Origin of the sequence: Halanaerobium saccharolyticum (assembly GCF_004362045.1) — a bacterium.
Taxonomy (GTDB): Bacteria; Bacillota; Halanaerobiia; order Halanaerobiales; family Halanaerobiaceae; genus Halanaerobium; species Halanaerobium saccharolyticum_C.
The window spans coordinates 1-17,970 of sequence record NZ_SNWX01000007.1; the positions used below are offsets into that span (position 1 = coordinate 1).

Consider the following 17,970-nt stretch of genomic DNA (forward strand, 5'->3'; position numbering starts at 1 on the left):
TTCCTTCAGATTCCACCTCGCGATGGACACCCTTGTCTTCAGCTAGCGGTTGGCACTATTAACCCCCACATCAGACTTTCACTGATTAGCAAATATTCATGCCAGGCAAACTAAAATTGAGAAGGACCGCTCTCGGTCCTTCTCGGTATTATCTAACTGGTCTAATTAACTTATGGCTGTCTTGGTTCTCCAATTTCATAACCAAGTAGATCTTTAAGATCTAATTCCATATATTGAACTGCAGTTGAAGCATCACTTTCACCAGTTAATACAGAATGTACTCCCTGGAAGAAAATTTCTGATGCCTGATTATAATTTGGTGCAGTTGCAGTAGAAGGTCTGGCAACAGCATTAGTAAACACCTCATATAACTTACCAAAGAAAGGAACTGCTTCTAAAACTTCTTCATCTTTATATAATGACTTAATTGTTGGATTAAATGAACCTTCAATTGCACGCATCTTTTGAACCTTTTTACTTGCCATAAATAAAGCAACATCAGCAGCTATTTCAGGATGTTCACTATACTTACTAACTGAAAGATTCCAGCCACCTAAAGTTGCAGCAGAACTACCACTATCACCAGCAGGTAAAGGTGCTACATCAAATTTACCCTTAATCTGACTTGTGTCTGCATTACCTAAAGTATAAGCATAAGGCCAGTTACGCATAAATAGAGCATTACCAGCTTCCCACATTTTTCTTGCATCTTCTTCTGCCATACCTGTTACACCAGTCGGGGAAATTCCACCAACCCAACCTGATGCCATATCAATTGCTTCGATGGCTTTTTCATTATTAATTGTAATTTTTTTATCCGGACTAACAATGGTACCGCCACCATTAGAAAATACCCATTCTAAGGCATCACAGGTTAAGCCTTCATAAGCATTACCCTGCCAGACATAACCATAAAAGTCAGGGTTTCCGGCTGCTCTTTCCTGCTCCATAATATATTTAGCTGTTTCTTCTAATTCTGTCCAAGTTTGAGGAACTTCACGATCATATTTTTTTAACAAATCGGTTCTATAATATAAAAGTCCAGCGTCAGTGAACCAGGGAATTGCAACAAGTCTTCCCTCAACAGTATTGTTCATAACTATTTCCTGGAAATGATTATCTGTAACTTCTTCAGCTCCGTACTTATTCAAATCAATAAAGTGCTGAGCTAAATCTCCAGGCCAGATAACATCTACCTGATAGACATCAACTTTTGGACTTTCAGCTTCCAAAAACTGTAAATACAAACCTAATCTATCATTAGCAAGATCAGGTGTAGAAAGAACATTAATTTTAACATTCGGATGTTCTTCCATATACATCTGTGCTGCCTGCTGGGTTAATTCTAACTCTTTACCCACACTACCTGCAGCTACAGTTATTTCTGTTTTTTCCTGAGCAAAACCTACAGCTGTAAATGAAACTACTAAAGCCAAAACTAAAACTAAAAGCAAATATTTTCTCATTAATAATTCTCCTCCTTAAAGTTAATTAATAAAACAATTATGTTAAGAATATATCTTAACTACCCCCTATTATTGACTACAATCACCCCCCTTATTAAGTATTATGCTAATCTATTTGTGCTTTCTCTAACCACAAGTTCATGTGGAATAAAGACCTTATTATCTTCAATTTTTTCCTGATTGATAATATTATTCAGAATTTCTATACTCTTTAAACCCAGCTGATAGCCTGATTGTTTGATAGTCGTTAAAGCAGGATCAATATATTCCCCCAGCTCAATACCATCAAATCCAACTACTGAAATATCTTCAGGCACTTTAATATTCTGTTCTCTTAAATAACTTATTGCACCAACTGCCATTTCATCATTAAAAGCAAAAATTGCTGTTACATCTGGAAATTTACTCATAATTTTTTTTGCTGCAGAATAACCACTTTCAAATGTAAAATCTCCCTCAATAAACCGCCTGGGTTCGTATCTTATTTCACTAAGCCTTAAAGCAAGTTTGACACCTCTAAGCCTTTCCTGGCTGGCAAGTAGATCCAGATCAGGGCCCTTAATAAATGCCAGATCTTTATGCCCGGCTTTACATAGAAACTCTACCATATCATAGGCCGCTGCAACATTATCAACTGTTACACAGCTGATCTGTGGATCATTAATATAACCCGAAGCAAAAACTACTGGAATCTGATAGTTTTTTACTATGGAGAGTAGATCATTATAATAATTTGTTGTAATCAAAATAATTCCGTCTATCTTTTTTTGTTTCATAATATTTAAATAATTCTGCTCTTTCTCGAATTCTCCATCTGAATCACCGTAGATTAGAGCATAACCTCTTTCTCTGGCTTCTGCTTCAATTCCTTTAAGCAGATTAGCCAGAAAAGGCCTTTCCATCCCAGCTCCAATAACTCCGATTAAATTGCTGGTATTAGTTCGCAATATTCGAGCAGAATCATTAATTTGATAGTCCAACTTATCAACAGCCTTTTGCACCTTTCTGGCTGTTTCTTCTCTAACCAGTGAACTATCATTTAAAACACGAGAAACTGTGCTTAATGAAACTCCTGCTAATTTGGCTACATCTTTCATAGTGACATCCATATTTTTCGCTCCCAGTAAATAATGAAATCCATTTCACTAATTAGTATATTCAACACTCAATTAAAAATTCCTGCAAAATTATCAAATTTATTTAAATATTATGCTTATTTCTTATAAAATAGCCTATATTTATGTGATTTCTGATAATTTAAGTCAAAATATCTCCTTTTATGAGGAAATAATTCAAATTGAAAATATTTATAACTTTCTGTTAATTTAAGTCTTGAAAAAAGCCTGAAATTCATGAAATGGTTTTCAGGCTTTTAATTGATTTATTGTTCAAAATAAAGCATTTCAAAGTTATATTTTGAATATACATTTTTAAACAATTCCTCGTTTTTTATTTTACTGGAAATTAGATAACTATCTGCTCCCTGAAGCAGAAATACAAATGGATTATCATTAATTAATATTTCGGTAATGATTTCGTAAGCTTTTTCCCGGTTCTGCCTGCTGCTTATTAATTTTAAATAATCTATCATATTATCCACTCTGCTATTATGATATCCAAAATAGTTTTTGGCTGAAGTTGAATAAAAATTGTCATAAATAAATTGAAAACGGCTGCTGTATTTAGATGACATGATAAAAAGTTGACTATCTATATTTTGACTTTTTACCTTTTTAAAATATTCAGCCCAGTTATATTTTTTTACTTCAAGTTTTATATCTTTTGATTTTAACTGGTTTTTCATATATTCAGCTATTTTAATAGCTGTTTTTGAATTGTTAATTGTTAAGCTTAAATTATTTAACTCATTATCCAGAGTAGCACTATCATTTTTTACTAAGTTTTCTCTTATTTTAGCTAATAATTGTTGATTATTACTGCTGGCCCCGGGTAAAATAAGATTATTAAAATTTAAAGCTGCAGGAAAATCATTTTTATTGATAATATCTCTAATACTCTCTTTAAAATTCATCTGACTGGAATTGAAATGTAAATCACTTTTATAATTAAATGCAGCAAAATAGATATAGCTGTTTTCAAATTTCATAATTTGATAATCACTAAAATTATTTTTTTGCTGTTGAAAGGCAGAAAACTCCTCTGAATTAAGCTGGTATAAATCAAATTTCTGTAGATTATTTTTTAAAATTTTACCTTCCACAAAATTTATTTCAATCTGATTTAAATAGGGGGTGTTTTGGTCCTGATAATTATTTTTCCAATAATTGTCGTTTTTGAGTAGGGTAACTTTATTTTTAAAAAATCCTCCAAATTTAAAGGGTCCTGTACCGACTGGAGTTAGAGAAAAATTAAAATCCTTATTTAAAACTGCCTCTGCCGGCATTACAACAGCTGCCCTTTTAGCTAAATTATATATAAAAGGAGCATAAGATTGCTTTAATTCAATTTCTAAATTATAGGTATCTAAAACCCTAATACCAGCTATTTCTTTACTTTTACCCTGTCGAAACTTGTCATAACCTTTAATTTTAGCTAATAACTCAGCATAGGGGGATTTGTTTCTAGCAGCAGCCAGATATTCTAATGACCATTTCCAGTCTTCTGCAGTAACACTTCTTTCATTTAGCGGCACTTCTCCTTCTTTAATTTTGTAAGAATGAAAATAAATATTCTTCTTTAATTTAAAATTATAAACCGTAGAATCCTTATTTACCTGCCAGGATTCTGCTAAATTTGCAGTTAACTTTCCCTGGCTGTTATAAGATATTAAAGTATCAAATATCTGGTTGTTAATCATAAGCGCAGTCTCATTAGCAGCATAGATCGGGTTTAAGTTAAATGGCCTTTGTTCAACTTTAATTTTTAAGTTCCCACCATAATTAGCAGCATTAGTGGGAAAAAGAATTAAAAATAAGATTAAAATAGTCAGTAACGAAATTTTAACTTTCATAATTATATTCCTCCAGAAAATATACCTACTCAATTATTATTATTCTTCAAAAAGAAGAAAATCCCTGTCTGGATTTTAAATATCCATAAACAGGGACTAATAATTATCTATTTAATTAATAATTATTGATCTAACAAATGACAGGCTGCATAATGTCCATCTCCATATTCTTTAAACTCTGGTTCCTTAACAGGACATGGTTCAAAAGCTTTTGGACAGCGGGGATGAAATCTACAGCCAGAAGGTGGATCTACCGGTGAAGGTACATCTCCCTCTAAAATAATTCTATCTTTTTTCTTCTTCGGATCTGCCTCTGGAATTGCAGATAATAATGATTGGGTATAGGGATGCATTGGATTATCAAATAATTCTTTTTTGTCTGTTAACTCCACTAACTTACCCAGATACATTACTGCGACTCGATCACTGATATGCTTTACAACACTCAAATCATGGGCAATAAAGAGATAAGTTAATCCATACTCCTTCTGTAAATCCTGCAGTAAGTTAACAACCTGAGCCTGAACAGATACATCAAGAGCAGATACCGGCTCATCGGCAATAATCAGCTTGGGATCTACTGCCAGAGCTCGGGCTACACCTATCCGCTGACGCTGTCCACCACTAAATTCGTGAGGATAGCGGTTCATGTATTCTGCTCCCAGACCTACATTTTCCAGTATCTCTCTAACCTTTTCATTTCTTTCCTTCTTATTTTTTGCAAGATTATGGATATCAAGCGGCTCACCAACAATATCCGCAACAGTCATCCGGGGATTAAGAGAAGCATATGGATCCTGAAAAATAATCTGCATATCGCGTCTGATAGCACGCATTTCTTTTTTATCAAGGTCCATAACATTTTTACCTTCAAATATAACTTCCCCTGCTGTTGCTTCCAGAAGTCGCAAAATAGTTCTCCCGGTTGTTGATTTACCACAACCTGACTCACCTACCAGACCGAGTGTTTCTCCTTCTTCAACTACAAAGGAAATATCATCAACAGCTTTTACATGAGCTACTGTTCTTTTAAATATTCCTGCTTTAACTGGAAAATATTTTTTTAGATTTTTTACTTCTAATAAATTCTCAGCCATTATTTTTGAACACCTCGATCCTCATAAATTCTTTCTCCACGTTTCTTAATTTCTTCTAAATGTTCATATCTCCAGCAGCGAACCATATGTCCCCCATCTGTATCTTCTAAAGGTGGTTCTACATCAAAACATTTACCTTCAGCCAGAGGACAGCGAGTATTAAACTTACATCCCTCCGGGAAATTCAGTGGAGAAGGTACACTGCCTGGAATAGCTTCCAGACGATCTACATCTTTATCCAGTTTAGGAATAGAGTTCATTAATCCCCAGGTATAAGGATGTTTAGGATCATCAAAAAGGGTATCTACATCTGTATACTCTACTACCTTTCCGGCATACATAACCGCTACTCTATCAGAAACCTCAGCAATTACTCCCAGATCATGAGTAATCATCATAATTGCCATTCCATAGCTTTCTTTTAAGGAGTTCATCAATTCTAAAATCTGAGCCTGAATTGTTACATCAAGTGCTGTTGTTGGCTCATCAGCAATCAATAACTGAGGATCACAGCTTAAAGCCATTGCAATCATTACCCGCTGCCTCATACCTCCAGATAACTGGTGGGGATATTCGTCTACTCTCTGTTCCGGCAGAGGTATACCCACTTTCTGCAGCATTTCTATTGCCTGGCGTCTGGCTTCTTTTCTTTTTACCTGTTTGTGCAGCATAATTGCTTCTATAATCTGATCACCAACAGTATAAACAGGATTAAGAGAAGTCATTGGTTCCTGAAAAATCATTGAAATATCATTACCTCTAATTTTTCGCATTTCTTTTTCAGATAACTTAGTTAAATCTGTTCCCTTAAAATTAATTTCTCCTGCCTCTATTCTTCCTGGAGGAGATTCTACCAGTCTCATAATTGATAATGAGGTAACACTTTTTCCACAACCAGATTCTCCTACAATACCTAAAGTTTCACCGGGATAGATTTCGTAATCAACTCCATCTACCGCCTTGACTACTCCTTCTTCTGTATAAAAATAAGTTTTTAAGTTTTTAACTTCTACAAGTGCTTCTTTACTCAAAAAATTCACCTACCTTATTAGCGTCTATTTACAAATCTAATTAAGCTTTGGGTCTAATATATCACGGAAAGCATCACCAATTAAATTCCAGGACAAACAGAATAAGGTGATTGCAATACCAGGAATAACTAGTGTATACCAGTAATGAAGTGGATCACCTTCTACCCCTAATATCCAATTTCGGGCAAATGAAATCATCTGCCCCCAGTCAGCATACCCTTCTGGAGCTCCTACTCCCAGAAAACTTAAAGTGGATGCGGTAATAACCATCGATCCCATCCTCATAGAAGCCTGGATAACAACTGGGAAAATTGTATTAAGAATAATATGTCTAAAAATTATTCTAAAATCATTAGCCCCCAGCGCAAGCGCTGCCTGAACAAATTCGTCTTCTTTAACTGATAATACCTGGGATCTCATCAGTCTTGCTGTACTCATCCAACTAAATGTAATTAAGGCAATCATAACATTTGTGATCCCCTGACCTAAAATAGTGACCAGTACAATAGTAGCAATAATAAAGGGGATTGACATAAAGACATCCGTAATCCTCATAATTATTTCGTCAATTAGACCACCATAATAAGCAGCAACGGTACCAATAATTATACCCAAAGTACTACTTATTCCAACAACAACCAAACCAATTCTAAAAGCAGTTCTTGTCCCCCAGACAATACCATAAAATATATCATACTGCCCTTCAGTAGTTCCAAAAATATGTTCTTCACTTGGCGGCTGAGGTTCAATCGACCAGCCACCCCTGGGAATCAAATATGGTTCATCTGGATCTTGAGGAGGTGCAATCCAGGGTGCCAGTACTGCTACAACAATAAAAAATAAAATAATTAATATACCTAATAATGAAATTTTATTTTGTAATAACCGTTTTAAAACTTCTTGCCATTCCACTTAAACCATCACTCCAATCTAATTCTTGGGTCAATTACAGCATAAGAAACATCAACAAAGAGATTAATTAGTATTAATAATAGTCCGAAATATAGTGCTCCACCCAGTACACCTGGATAATCAAGCTGCTGAGCTGAAGTGGCCATAAATTGTCCCAGACCTCTTATATTAAAAATACTCTCTACAATAACCAGACCACCCGCAAGACCTAATATCATCTGTCCAGCAACTGTTACTACCGGAATCAGAGCATTTCTAACCGCATGCTTATAGACAACTATATTATCGGCTAAACCTTTTGCTCTTGCAGTTCTGATATAATCTTTTTTTAATGTCTCCAGCATATTTGAACGGGTTATTCTTAATATAAAAGCCCACCATAATATTGAAATTGTAATTACTGGTGCAATCATATGTCTGATTGCATCTAAAACAACTGCAAAATTAAAATTCAATAGTCCATCTAAAATATACATTCCTGTATAATTTGCAAATTCTGCTGACCTGACAATTTCAGTTGCCCAGTTTGAAAGCCGTCCTGGCGGCAGCCATCCTAAAACCCCATAGAAAATCATTAAAACCAATAATCCAAAAACAAATGAGGGGAATGACCATCCTATAACTGCAAAAATTCTAATAATATGATCTATTAATTTATTATGGTGCACTGCAGAAATAACCCCTAATATAATCCCACCAAATATAACAGGTATTAATGATAACAATGCTAGCTCAATTGTTGCCGGAAATCTATTTGCAATCGCTGTAGTTACCGGTGCACCAGCTGATTCTGACCAACCAAAATCCCCCTGAGCGACCCCACTAATCCAGCGACCATATTGTTCATACCAGGGATCATCTAGTCCATATTTTGCAATAAGCTGCTCAACATCATCTACTCCTTTTAACTGAGCAGGATCAGTTATATAGGTACTTAACCTCTGGTAAGGGCCCAACATCATAATCATAGAAAATATTAACAAACTTACTCCAAAGAGGATTACTGGTAGTATAAATAAACGCCTTATAATATAAGAAATCATCCTCTAAATTCATCCTTTCCAACTTTTTTATTATATAAACAATAACATATCTGGAGGGTTAAATATCCCCCCAGATATTTATTGTAATATTTTTACTGACTAAAAAATTACTTGTCTAAAGAATAGAAATACTGCCCTGGATCTCTAATTGGATTATAGTACCATCCTTCAACCCAGTCTCTCATAACTACCTGAGCAGTTGGCTGATAGAGATACATATCAATTGCATGCTCATATGCAATATTCTGTAATTCTTTATATACTTTTTCACGCGCTTCTGGATCTGTTAAAGAAACCCCTTTTTCAATTAAAGGATCAATATTTTCTTTAGCAAATTCAATATAGTTTTTACCTTTAAAGCCACCATAAGTTCCATCACTTGCTAAGAAAGGTACCACAAAGTTATGTGGGTCAGCATAATCAGCACCCCAGGCAATAAACCCTAGAGTAAACTTATTTGCAATTAATTTATCTAAATAAGTTGCCCACTGAATTCCCCGAACATTGACTTTAAACTTAGGATTTATCTGTTCAACATAGTACTTCAACATATCGACAGCACTCTTACGAACATCATTACCTGTGTTATAAAGAATTGTGATTTCAAAACCTTTCTCCCATAACTCACCATCAAAAGCCTGTCTAAAGTGTTCTTCAGCTTTTTCCAGATCTAAATTATAAGTTGGAGAATTTTCATCATAGCCTAAGAAAGGTTCTGGAATTGGACCCCGACCTTTCTGACCATCACCCTGAAGCACATCTTTTACAAATGCTTCGTAGTTCATCGAATAGAGAAATCCTTTTCTGACATGAATATCACTAAAGAAATTAGATGGAATACCATTACCATCAAGTTTTCCACTGTGCACATCAGGATTACCCTCTGTTACAATATTAAAGTTCATCAGTCCAGCACCCATGTAGAGGTTTGGAAGGCCGGTAATAACTTCAACACCGTCCATGTTTCTCACCTGTGGTAAATACTGCTTATCAACATAAACAATATCAGCATCTCCACGCTGTAACATTAACTTTCTGGTAGACCATTCATCAATCATTCTAATAATAACTTTTTTGATTGAAGCTGGTTCACGCCAGTAGTCATCATTTCTATTTAAAATAACTTCTTCACCATTAACCCACTCTACTAATTCGTAGGGGCCTGTACCATTCATAGTATCAAATAATGGATCTTCTTCTTTAGTTGGGTTAGTATATTCAGCAATACTTCCTGGCTGACCGTCCCAACCTCCCTGTTTGATAGTCCATTCTTTATCAATAATTGCTCCAACTCCATTATTCTGAGAGATAATACTTAAAAATGGAGGAAATGCTTGAGGTAAATTGAAAACAACACTATTTCCATCAACTTCGATTGCCTTTTCTAAATAAGCATATACTTTTTTGGATTCTTCTGCTGTCAGTTCTGAAGGGCTCTTTTCTTCTCCTAATACTTCAGTAACAACATCTGCTAATGAACCCTTCTGGAATAATGGCTCATAAAGCATCCAGACTGGACCACCATCGCGATCCTGAATTAAAGCTCTCAGAAAACTATACTTAACATCTTCTGGAGTTAGAGGATTACCATTCTGAAAAGTAACACCCTCTCTAATTGGAAATTCGTAAACTGTACCATTTTCTCTAATTAAACCATTCTCTACAGTTGGTACTTCTGTTGCAAGATGAGGTACAAATTCATTGATATTACCTTTATTAAATTTAATTAAATTTTCATAAACATTGTCAATAATCTCAGCACTTGCTGAATCATATTGATAATGAGGATCAAGACTATCAATAGTTCCCATATTTACTTCAATAAATGTATCAGGATTTTTAACTTCCTGAGCTCCTACTACTGAGAATACTGAAAAGACTAAAACTAAAGTTAATAAAACTACTAATTTTTTTTGCATACTCGAAATTCCCTCCTAATTATTTAATATATATATACTCGCTAATCACTAATCTCTTCTTTTTAAATTTACACCTCCCTTGTCAGATGTGTCTGTTTTTTAAAAAGAAAAAAAACAAATTTAATAGTTTAACACTTAAATTTTTTACTAACTTAAATTATATAATTATTTACTAAAAAAATCAAGTTGTATCCAATTATATATCATTATTATTCAATATACGGTAATATTTTCTATCTATGAATATTATATAAAATTTTTTACTCAGATACTTGAGATAAAAAAAGATTTAAATTTGATAAACTGAAAATTTTAAGATTATTTTCTCGATAATAATTTCGAGTGGAGATAACTCTCCTGACAAAATTATCTGTTTCATCAAAAGGTAATTTGTGTTCAATATTTCCCTTCCAGCCGTCATCAATCCAGTTTCTAACATTACTTTCTCCTGCATTATAGGCTGCAATAGTCTTAATCAAATTATTATCAAATTTTTGATATAAATAAGCAAAATACCAGCTGCCAAATTTAATATTCAATTCTGGATCATTAAGATCTTCTAAATTAAATTTATCATATTCAAGCTGTTCTGCAATCCAGAAAGCTGTAGAAGGCATTAACTGCATCAAACCAACAGCACCTTTAGCAGACTCAGAATATTTATCAAAACGGCTTTCTACATAAATTAAAGCAGCTAGCAATTCAGTCTCTAAAGAAAATTCTTTCGCATATTTATTTATTTCCTTCTGATATTTAACAGGTTCTATATTTCTTCTGATTATCCACAAATCAAAATTATTACTGACAACTAAAAACAATAATACCGTCAAAAGTAAGAGAATAATCCCTTTATTAATATATTCTGTACTCAACTGCCTTTTCCTCCCTTTACTTAAGCTCTATTTTTTTCAGCCAGAGAGTGAATAATCATTTCTGCAGTTGCCAGGTTAGTGGCTAAAGGAATCTCATGCACATCACAGAGTCTTAAAAGTGCACTAACATCTGGTTCATGGGGCTGAGCAGTTAAAGGATCTCTTAGAAAAATAACTCCATCCAGACGGTCTTTAGCAATTTCTGCTCCAATCATCTGATCTCCCCCAATTGGGCCAGAAGCCATTCTTTCTACATCCAGACCTGTTTCATCAATTAATCGCTGACCGGTTGTTCCTGTAGCGATCAGTCTCATTTTTGTCAGAACATCTCTGTGTTTTTTTGCAAACCTAATCATATCATCTTTTTTCTCATCGTGAGCTACTAGAGCTATTCTAATCAATTTAGTATCTTCCCCCTTCAATACTTTCTCCCAGTACATGTCCAATTTTGATTTTAAAGTTTCAATTGTTGAGTTATTTTCGATAATTACATCAGCTTTTTCTTTTTTCTTTTCCTGAGACATTTGAGAATTTATTCTCTTTAAAGCTTCCTCCTGCTTAAGATTATTTCTTTTTTCTAATCTTTTCATCTGATTTTCATCAGAACTGGAAATCACCCAGACCTGGTCACAAAAACGAGCCAGTCCAGCCTCATATAATAGTGGTGCCATAAAAACAACAATCTCATTATTCTCAAGGTACTGATGGGCTCGCTCTTTCATTTCATAAATAATCAATGGATGCAGCAGTGATTCCAGTTTTTTTCTTTTATCCGGATCAGAAAAAACAATATCAGCTAACTTTTCTCGATCAAACTCTCCATTTTTCTTTAAGATTTCTTCACCAAATTCATCAACTACCAGCTGCCATCCCTTTTTACCTTTTTGACTAATCTGATGAGAAATCTGATCTGCATCAATAATTTTGGCTCCCTTTTGCTCTAAATACTCAGCAGCCGTTGATTTTCCAGTAGCTATACCACCTGTTAAGCCTATAATCATTATTATCCCCTTTCTCCTTTTTTATTTTTGACATTGAGGACAAAAATAAGTTGAGCGTCCACTGATCTTAATTTTTTTAATTAAGCTATCACAATTACAGCATTTTTCTCCTTCTCGTTGATGAACCCTGAGTTCTTCCTGGAAAGAACCTTTTTCACCAAAGGCATTAACATAATCACTAAAACTGGTTCCTCCATAAATTATTCCTTTCCGGAGAATCTCACGCATATTATGATAAACTGCTTCTTTTTCTAATTCGGTTAGAGTGTCAGCAGTTCTATCCGGCCTAACTTGAGAGCGAAAAAGAATTTCATCTGCATAAATATTACCAATCCCGGCAATAAAATGCTGATTTAAAAGCAGAGATTTCATTAAAGCTCTTCTCTTTTCGAAAAGTTTTTTGAAATCTTCAACAGTCAAATTGTCACTTAAAGGCTCTGGCCCCAGATCAGCAAGCCCACCAGCCTGTTCGGGATGATTTTTGTCAATTAAGTAAACTCGTCCAAATTTACGGATATTATTAAAACGAATTTCCTGACCATCATTGAGGCTGAAAACAACATGAGTATGTTTATCTCTAAATTCCTTAACCTCTTTAACCAGTAATTTCCCGGTCATTCTTAAATGAATAACCATATTTTTATCTGTATTCAGCTCAATAATTATATATTTACCACGGCGGTTAATTGCTTTAATTTTTGAGCCAATTAAAGAATCCTTAAAAGCCTGAATATCAGCTTCAGGATAGGCAATCATATTTTCTTCTCTAATCTCTACTGCCGTCACAATTTTATCTGTAACTAAAGGTCTCAGACCCTTAACTACAGTTTCTACTTCGGGTAGCTCAGGCATTACGCTTCACCTCATAGTCTTCTTTATCTCTCCAGTTTTCTCCAATCTGGAGGTCAACTATCAGAGGGACATCTAATTCAGCTGTATTTTCCATTTTTTCCTTGATCAATTCTGCTGCCTGATCTAAATCAGATTTTTTAACCTCAAATACCAGTTCATCATGAACCTGAAGCAAGATATTTAAATCAAAATCTGCTTCTTTTAGGGCATCATAGACATCCAGCATTGATTTTTTCATTATATCAGCCGCTGTCCCCTGAACAGGAGTGTTAATTGCAGTTCTCTCTGCAAACGATCGGCGGTGATAGTTGCTGCTGTTGATTTCCGGAATATAGCGGCGGCGGCCAAACATGGTTTCTGCATATCCACATTCTTTGACCTTTTCTATAGTCTGGTCCATATATTCTTTAACCCCGGAAAAACGTTCAAAATATTTATCAATGTATTCCTGGGCTTCTTCAACTGGAATATCCAGATCCTGACTTAAACCATAAGAACTCATCCCGTAAGCAATACCAAAGTTAATGACCTTTGCATGTCGGCGTAAATTAGGAGATACTTCTGCTGGTTCTACTTCAAAAACCTCAGCTGCTGTTTCTGTGTGAATATCAGCACCGGTATTAAATGCTTCTTTTAACTTTTTATCTCCACTCAGGTGAGCAAAAACTCTCAGTTCAATTTGAGAATAATCTACAGCAAGTAATACCATATTCTCAGCCGAAGGAATAAAGGCCTTGCGGATTTCACGACCTTCCTCAGTCCGAATTGGTATATTCTGCAGATTAGGATCGGTACTGCTCAAACGCCCGGTAGCAGTTACCATCTGATTAAAAGAAGTGTGGATTTTTCCTGTTTCTTCATTGATCAAAGGAGGTAAAGAATTAATATAGGTTGATTTTAATTTAGATAACTCTCTATATTCGGAGATTAAGGGAATAATCTCATGTTTACCCTCCAGTTTTTCTAAAACACTGGCATTTGTAGAATAACCTGTCTTAGTTCTTTTAATAACCGGCAGACCTAATTTGTCAAATAAGATTTCGCCCAGCTGTTTGGGAGAGTTCAGATTGAATTCTTCTCCAGCCAGTTGATGAGCTTTTTTAGTAATTATATCAAGTCTTTTGCCCAGCTTTTCTGATAAAGAAGCAAGCCAGTCTTTATCAACTTTAACTCCATTAAACTCCATCCGGGCTAAAACTTTAATTAAAGGCAGCTCTATTTCCTGATACAATTTAAGTAGATTATCTTTTTCTAGTTTAGAAATTAGTTTTTCTCTTAATTGAAAAAGTTTGGAAATTTTTACTGCAAGTTTATTTTCCTCCTCCAGCTCTTCGAAAGTTAAAGTTAATTCGCGGCTGAAAACTTCTTCTACTTCCGGTAGTGAAGATGAGGGTTGGAGTAAATAAAAAGCAAGCAGGGGTTCAAAACTAATATTTAAAACCTCTATTTGATGTCTTAACAAAGCCAGAGAAGCATCCTTTGCCCCAGACATTAATTTTGCGATCTTTTCTGACTCAAGAATATCTTTAATAGTTGAGTCTATTTCTGCTGCTGGCTGATATGAATATATTTTTTCCTCATCTATAAAAGAAAATAATAATTCTTCTATCCTGCCCTCAATAGCTTTACTGTCTTTTTCTAAGCGTAAAGCCACAGCAATTTCGCCAGCTTTTACTGCTTTTTCTTTTAAATCATTCAAGTCTTCCTCTTTTAAATTTTCAATTTCTAGATCTTCGAAATTCGCTTCCTCTTTAAAATCAAAACGATCAAGCAGAGAAGTAAAGCCCAATTTTTTAAATTGTTCTGCAGCTTCCTGATCATCATAAAGATCCAGGCGGCACTGATCAAAATCAATATCTACTGGTACATCCCTTTTGATCTTCCCAAGTCTATAACTCATTCTGGCCTGCTCAGAATACTTACGCAGATTTTCTTTCCTCTTTTTCCCGGAAACCTGATCTATATTTGCCAGGATTTCTTCCATTGATCCAAATTCTTTTAATAGTTTGAGAGCAGTTTTTTTACCAATGCCGGGTACTCCAGGAATATTATCAGAACTATCACCCATTAACCCTTTGCGGTCTATTAACTTTTCAGGTGGAAGTTCATATTTTTCCATAACTTTATCCAGGTCGAATTTTACTAAGTCAGAAATTCCCTTGCGGGTGTACAGGACATTTACATTTTCTGAAACCAGCTGCAGGGCATCTCTATCTCCAGTAACAATATAGACTTTATATCCTTCTTCAGCTGCTTCTTTAGAAAGAGTTCCCAGTAAGTCATCAGCCTCATATCCCTCTTTAGCCAGCATCGGAATCTTTAACTTTTCTATTGTCTGCTGCAGCAGCGGTATCTGCGGCACCAGTTCTTCCGGCATTTTTTTGCGGGTACCTTTGTAATCCTCATATTCTTTGTGTCTAAAAGTAGGTGCTTTTTTATCAAAGGTAATAATCATCCGGTCCGGATTCCATTCTTCTGTTAAACTAAAAAGCATCCGCACAAAACCAAAAACCGCATTAGTATATTCCCCCTCATCATTTGTAAGTAGGGGTAAAGCATAAAATGCACGATGGGTTAAACTGTGTCCATCTAATAAAAAAAGTGTTTTTTTCTCCTCATTTTCGCTATTTGTCAAAAAAATCATCTCCCAGGTAAGACTTCTATTTATATTAGTCAAGTTAAATTAGTCAAAATTAAGCTTCTTTCTTGTTATTTTTATTTAAAGGTAAAACTACAATAAATTTTGTTCCTGCACCTGCTTCACTTTCTACATCAATATCTCCCTGATAATTATCAACAATCTGTTTTGCAATTGCAAGTCCCAGACCAGACCCTTTATTGGCTTTTCTTGTCCTTGATTTATCAGCCTGATAAAAACGATCAAAAACAAATGGCAAATCCTCACTGGAAATTCCCGGGCCATCATCTGTTACAGAAAAATAAAAGTTATCTGAATCAATTTTTTCAATTTTAATCTCAATTCTGCCTTTGTGGGAGGTGAATTTAATTGCATTATCCAGAAAAATACGCAGCAGCTGTTTGAATAAATTCTGATCCCCATAAAAATTGATTTCGTCTTTTTCTACAAATTCCAAATTTACTTCCTTTTCCATTATTTCAAATTCACTAATTATTTCATTGATCAAATTATTAAAATTAAACATCTCTTCTTCTCTTTTTAGTTCACTATCATCCCCGCGAGCTAAAAGTAGTAAATTTTCCATTAGCTGCTTCATATTAACTGTTTCTTTTTTTATAGCATCTATTGCCTCATCTCTAACATCTTTTTTTTCTTTACCCCAGCGATCAAGCAGATCAACATAACCTTTAATCACGGAAATAGGTGTCCTTAATTCATGAGAGGCATCAGATACAAACTGTTTCTGTCTTTTAAAAGACTTTTCCAGTCGGTCAAGCATTGAATTAAAAGTTAGAGCTAATTTTTTTAGTTCATCATCAGGTCCGCTAACTTCCAGTCTGCGGCCTAAATCACTGGAGCTTATTTCTCTTGCTGTTTCGGTAATTTTATTGATTGGGGACAGCATTTTTTTGGTAGTAAAATAGCCTAAAAAAACAGAAATCAAAGCTCCGATACCACCTGCCATGGTTAAAACTATGATTAAAAAATCAAGAAAGTTTTTTTCAAAGGTGATATCTCTGACTACCTGTAAATAACCTTTTGAAAAAACAAAATTATTCATTGGTATTGTTTTAACAGCAAGCCTCTTTGTCCCGGAACGAAATTCTTCAATTTCTGCACTAAATGGAATATCCATATCCTTTAAATATTTTGACTGAGCCTGTATTTTCCCATCTTTATTAAGCACTCTAAAAAATATATTTTCTTCACTGCGGCTTATCTGCTGTAAAAGTTCTGTATCAAAAAAATTAACCGGATCTCCAATCCCTGAAGTTTGGGATAGCACTAACTCAATTGTATTATTGATACTCTTTTTGATATTATCATCAATAAAGTTGGAAAGAAAAAAATAAATTGATAGATTAACTAAAAAAATGAGCATCATAAACATAAAAGCATAAAGGATTGTAATTTTCCAGGAAATCTTGCTTTTTTTATTTACAAAATCAAACATGCTTATCTGACCTCAGTACATAGCCTACACCACGCACTGTATGTATTAATTTTTGCTCATAAGGGTCATCAATCTTACTGCGTAAATAACGAATATAAACATCGACAATATTTGTTTCTCCAGTATAATCATAACCCCAGACATTATTTAATAATTTATCTCTACTGACAACAATACCTTCATTTCGAATTAAATAAACTAAAAGGTCATACTCTTTTTTTGTTAATTCTATCTCTTCATCCGCCCGTTTAACAATATGAGCATCCAGATTAACCTCTACATCTGCAGTTTTTAAGATGTTATCTGATTCCACATTTCCTTTATCTCTTCTTAAATGAGCTCTTATTCTGGCCAGCAGCTCTTCTATTTCAAAAGGTTTGGTCAGATAATCATCTGCACCTGTATCCAGTCCTGTTACCTTATCTTCCAGATCAGATTTTGCAGTCAGCATAATTATTGGTATGTCCGAAAATTCTCTAATTCTACTGCAAACTTCAATCCCATTTAATCCCGGAAGCATAATATCTAATAATAATAAGTCAAAATTGTTTTCTTTTAAGGCATTAATTCCATCATAACCATTATCATATTTATCAATCTGATAACCCTCATGTTCAAGTTCTAATTCTACAAACCTTGCAATTTGAGCATCATCTTCAATCAATAGTATTTGTTTGTCCAATTTACTCACCCCTCTTATTATATCAATTAT

General features: G+C 34.5%; 14 protein-coding genes. All 14 read right to left on the reverse strand.

Annotation, left to right across the window (positions count from 1 at the left end):
* Positions 1–170 precede the first annotated feature (170 nt).
* The 14 genes from DFR79_RS06090 to DFR79_RS06155 all read right to left on the reverse strand — a co-directional run bounded on the left by DFR79_RS06090 (position 171) and on the right by DFR79_RS06155 (position 17,940).
* Positions 171–1,466, reverse strand: a complete 1,296-nt coding sequence (locus tag DFR79_RS06090) for an ABC transporter substrate-binding protein (RefSeq protein ID WP_133514615.1) — start codon at positions 1,464–1,466, stop codon at positions 171–173.
* A gap of 101 nt (positions 1,467–1,567) precedes the next feature.
* Positions 1,568–2,575 carry a LacI family DNA-binding transcriptional regulator gene (locus DFR79_RS06095; protein ID WP_133514616.1) on the reverse strand — a complete coding sequence of 336 codons (1,008 nt, stop codon included), beginning with the start codon at positions 2,573–2,575 and terminating at the stop codon, positions 1,568–1,570.
* Between the two features lie 272 nt (positions 2,576–2,847).
* Positions 2,848–4,437, reverse strand: coding sequence for an ABC transporter substrate-binding protein (locus DFR79_RS06100; protein WP_133514617.1), 1,590 nt, complete (start codon positions 4,435–4,437; stop codon positions 2,848–2,850).
* Between the two features lie 122 nt (positions 4,438–4,559).
* The gene (locus tag DFR79_RS06105) at positions 4,560–5,534 is read right to left on the reverse strand and encodes an ABC transporter ATP-binding protein (protein ID WP_133514618.1); all 975 of its coding nucleotides are present in this window, start codon (positions 5,532–5,534) and stop codon (positions 4,560–4,562) included.
* On the reverse strand, positions 5,534–6,565 hold the full coding sequence (locus DFR79_RS06110) for an ABC transporter ATP-binding protein (protein ID WP_133514619.1): 1,032 nt from the start codon (positions 6,563–6,565) through the stop codon (positions 5,534–5,536). Before DFR79_RS06110 ends, DFR79_RS06105 begins: the two co-directional genes overlap by 1 nt.
* A gap of 36 nt (positions 6,566–6,601) precedes the next feature.
* On the reverse strand, positions 6,602–7,477 hold the full coding sequence (locus tag DFR79_RS06115; RefSeq protein WP_133514620.1) for an ABC transporter permease: 876 nt from the start codon (positions 7,475–7,477) through the stop codon (positions 6,602–6,604).
* A gap of 8 nt (positions 7,478–7,485) precedes the next feature.
* Positions 7,486–8,520, reverse strand: coding sequence for an ABC transporter permease (locus DFR79_RS06120; protein WP_133514621.1), 1,035 nt, complete (start codon positions 8,518–8,520; stop codon positions 7,486–7,488).
* 107 nt (positions 8,521–8,627) lie between these two features.
* Entirely contained in the window at positions 8,628–10,439 is a 1,812-nt protein-coding gene (locus tag DFR79_RS06125; RefSeq protein ID WP_133514622.1) for an ABC transporter substrate-binding protein, read from the reverse strand.
* A gap of 260 nt (positions 10,440–10,699) precedes the next feature.
* Positions 10,700–11,311 carry a lytic transglycosylase domain-containing protein gene (locus DFR79_RS06130; protein WP_133514623.1) on the reverse strand — a complete coding sequence of 204 codons (612 nt, stop codon included), beginning with the start codon at positions 11,309–11,311 and terminating at the stop codon, positions 10,700–10,702.
* Positions 11,312–11,331: 20 nt separating this feature from the next.
* On the reverse strand, positions 11,332–12,312 hold the full coding sequence (gene coaE, locus DFR79_RS06135) for a dephospho-CoA kinase (protein WP_133514624.1): 981 nt from the start codon (positions 12,310–12,312) through the stop codon (positions 11,332–11,334).
* A gap of 21 nt (positions 12,313–12,333) precedes the next feature.
* Entirely contained in the window at positions 12,334–13,164 is an 831-nt protein-coding gene (mutM, locus tag DFR79_RS06140; protein WP_133514625.1) for a DNA-formamidopyrimidine glycosylase, read from the reverse strand.
* Entirely contained in the window at positions 13,157–15,799 is a 2,643-nt protein-coding gene (gene polA / locus DFR79_RS06145; RefSeq protein ID WP_133514626.1) for a DNA polymerase I, read from the reverse strand. The genes mutM and polA overlap by 8 nt, the downstream gene beginning before the upstream one ends.
* A 58-nt stretch (positions 15,800–15,857) precedes the next feature.
* Positions 15,858–17,258, reverse strand: a complete 1,401-nt coding sequence (locus DFR79_RS06150; RefSeq protein WP_133514627.1) for a HAMP domain-containing sensor histidine kinase — start codon at positions 17,256–17,258, stop codon at positions 15,858–15,860.
* Positions 17,251–17,940, reverse strand: a complete 690-nt coding sequence (locus DFR79_RS06155) for a response regulator transcription factor (RefSeq protein ID WP_133514628.1) — start codon at positions 17,938–17,940, stop codon at positions 17,251–17,253. The genes DFR79_RS06150 and DFR79_RS06155 overlap by 8 nt, the downstream gene beginning before the upstream one ends.
* Positions 17,941–17,970: the final 30 nt, after the last annotated feature.

Excerpts from the sequence above, each read along its gene's own strand:
- DFR79_RS06120 (WP_133514621.1), bottom strand. The coding sequence starts at position 8,520 with ATGATTTCTTATATTATAAGGCGTTTATTTATACTACCAGTAATCCTC.
- DFR79_RS06090 (WP_133514615.1), bottom strand. The coding sequence starts at position 1,466 with ATGAGAAAATATTTGCTTTTAGTTTTAGTTTTGGCTTTAGTAGTTTCA.
- DFR79_RS06125 (WP_133514622.1), bottom strand. The coding sequence starts at position 10,439 with ATGCAAAAAAAATTAGTAGTTTTATTAACTTTAGTTTTAGTCTTTTCA.
- DFR79_RS06100 (WP_133514617.1), bottom strand. The coding sequence starts at position 4,437 with ATGAAAGTTAAAATTTCGTTACTGACTATTTTAATCTTATTTTTAATT.
- DFR79_RS06150 (WP_133514627.1), bottom strand. The coding sequence starts at position 17,258 with ATGTTTGATTTTGTAAATAAAAAAAGCAAGATTTCCTGGAAAATTACA.
- DFR79_RS06095 (WP_133514616.1), bottom strand. The coding sequence starts at position 2,575 with ATGGATGTCACTATGAAAGATGTAGCCAAATTAGCAGGAGTTTCATTA.
- DFR79_RS06105 (WP_133514618.1), bottom strand. The coding sequence starts at position 5,534 with ATGGCTGAGAATTTATTAGAAGTAAAAAATCTAAAAAAATATTTTCCA.
- mutM (WP_133514625.1), bottom strand. The coding sequence starts at position 13,164 with ATGCCTGAGCTACCCGAAGTAGAAACTGTAGTTAAGGGTCTGAGACCT.
- coaE (WP_133514624.1), bottom strand. The coding sequence starts at position 12,312 with ATGATTATAGGCTTAACAGGTGGTATAGCTACTGGAAAATCAACGGCT.